Raw genomic sequence first — 2,163 nt, 5'->3', positions numbered from 1 at the left:
CAGAACTTGGACTTAAAGCTGTATTAGGAGGCTCTATAGCATCATTACTTTCTGCTACTATTGCAGGTATGATATTAGGCTAACATCAACCTAAAACACAATAATTTTACAAACTAGCTAATAAGTTTTGGATATATGATTTAATCATTATTCAAAACTTATTATACTATTACTTATTATTTAATTACTTATTTTTACATAAGACTTAACAATTTCTGTTTACACCAAACAGAAGAAAGATACTGCTTTAAAATGAAACAATATCACGACTTACTTAAACACGTACAAGAAACAGGAAACCAAAAAGGAGACCGTACCGGTACCGGAACAATAAGTGTTTTTGGTCACCAAATGCGTTTTGACCTTAGCAAAGGTTTTCCTATGGTTACCACAAAAAAATTACATTTAAAATCTATTATATACGAATTACTTTGGTTTTTAAAAGGTGATACAAATATTGCTTATTTACAAGAAAACGGAGTTCGTATTTGGAATGAGTGGGCCGATGAAAATGGAGATTTAGGACCTGTCTACGGACACCAATGGCGTAATTGGAATAGCGAGGATATTGACCAAATTAAAGAGGTAATTGAAACACTAAAAAACAACCCTAACAGCAGAAGAATGATGGTTACCGCTTGGAATCCTAGCGTGTTACCAGACACATCTGTTTCTTTCTCTGAAAATGTAGCAAACGGTAAAGCAGCACTTCCTCCTTGTCACGCATTTTTTCAGTTTTACGTTGCAGATGGCAAACTATCTTGTCAATTGTACCAAAGAAGCGCAGATATCTTTTTAGGTGTACCATTTAACATTGCTTCTTATGCCTTGTTTACAATGATGATGGCACAAGTTTGTGGTTATGAAGCAGGAGATTTTATTCACACTTTTGGTGATGCTCACATTTACAATAACCACCTAGAACAAGTAGAACTACAACTAAGCAGAGAACCTAGAGCTTTACCTAAAATGATATTAAACCCAGAAGTAAAAAATATTTTTGATTTTACTTTTGAAGACTTCACTTTAGAAGGTTATGATCCGCACCCACACATTAAAGGAAAAGTAGCTATATAATTACATAAATTACAAGTTGTGCAAAAAATAATAGCCATTGCTGCTGCTGCAGAAAATAATGCTTTAGGAAAAGATAATGACTTACTTTGGCATTTGCCAGATGATTTTAAGCGCTTTAAAAAGCTTACTACTGGCAATCCTATAGTTATGGGAAGAAAAACTTTTGAAAGCTTTCCTAAGCCGTTACCTAACAGAAAGCACATTGTAATTACAAGAGATAAAAACTACACTATAGAGCATAGCAATTGCGTTGTTGTACACTCATTACAAGACGCCCTAGACATTACAAAAGACAATGAATTAGTTTATATAATTGGGGGTGGAGAAATATACAAATTAGCATTAGAAAACACACACCAAATAGAACTAACAAGAGTACACGCTACTTTTGATGCTGACACTTTTTTTCCTGAACTAAATGATGACAACTGGGAAGTAGTTTTTGAAGAATATCATGCAAAAGATGACAAACACAAAATAGACTTCACTTACATAACATATGTGCGCAAGTGCTAAATAATTTTAAAAATTTAGATAATTAACAGCTATAGAAGCATTTACATTTTTTAGAAAAGATTTTAAAATAGACACATCTGCATTAGTAAAAAACTTATGCAAAGAAGAAACACTATCTCTGTTTAATAAATTTTCTTTTTCTAAAATAACCTTAGTCTGTTTAGCAACCGCCTCACCAGAATCTATAATATTTACGTGCTGAGGCAACAACTCTTTAAGCACAGGAATTAAGTACGGATAATGAGTACATCCCAAAACAAGATAATCTATATTTTGAGCTAACATAGGAGCTAATAATGCTTTTAAGAGATCTTTACATTCCTTTGATGCTGCCTTACCAGATTCTATTAAAGGAACCAAACCCTTACCTTCCTTTTCAATAATTTTAATGCCCTCTGCGTGGTTTTTAACCGTACTATGGAACAAACTACTAGACAAGGTACCTTTAGTTGCTAAAACACCTACAGTTTTAGAGTTAGACTGCAACACTGCTGGCTTTATAGCTGGCTCTATACCAATAAAAGAAACACCTGTATACGTTTGCCTAAGATAACTAATAGCATTAGTTGT

3 protein-coding genes are annotated in these 2,163 nt (G+C 33.2%); 2 read left to right on the top strand and 1 reads right to left on the bottom strand.

Features of this window, described 5'->3' with window-relative positions:
- Positions 1–252 precede the first annotated feature (252 nt).
- Together ABJD66_RS03065 and ABJD66_RS03060 are read left to right on the top strand one after the other, a co-directional pair.
- Positions 253–1,077 carry a thymidylate synthase gene (locus ABJD66_RS03065; protein ID WP_100893811.1) on the top strand — a complete coding sequence of 275 codons (825 nt, stop codon included), beginning with the start codon at positions 253–255 and terminating at the stop codon, positions 1,075–1,077.
- Between the two features lie 18 nt (positions 1,078–1,095).
- Complete coding sequence (locus ABJD66_RS03060; RefSeq protein ID WP_348128090.1) at positions 1,096–1,593, top strand: dihydrofolate reductase; 498 nt, start codon at positions 1,096–1,098, stop codon at positions 1,591–1,593.
- 6 nt (positions 1,594–1,599) lie between these two features.
- Here ABJD66_RS03060 and ABJD66_RS03055 read toward each other — a convergent pair.
- On the bottom strand, positions 1,600–2,163 hold a 564-nt coding region (locus ABJD66_RS03055), incomplete at its 5' end, for an aspartate/glutamate racemase family protein (RefSeq protein ID WP_348128087.1).

The organism is Cellulophaga sp. (assembly GCF_039943695.1).
Classification (GTDB): Bacteria; Bacteroidota; Bacteroidia; order Flavobacteriales; family Flavobacteriaceae; genus Cellulophaga.
Note: the sequence above shows the minus strand (reverse complement) of the source record. Positions and strands in the feature narration are given on the sequence as shown.

Coding starts and splice junctions, on each gene's coding strand:
- ABJD66_RS03065 (WP_100893811.1), top strand. CDS start 253: ATGAAACAATATCACGACTTACTTAAACACGTACAAGAAACAGGAAAC.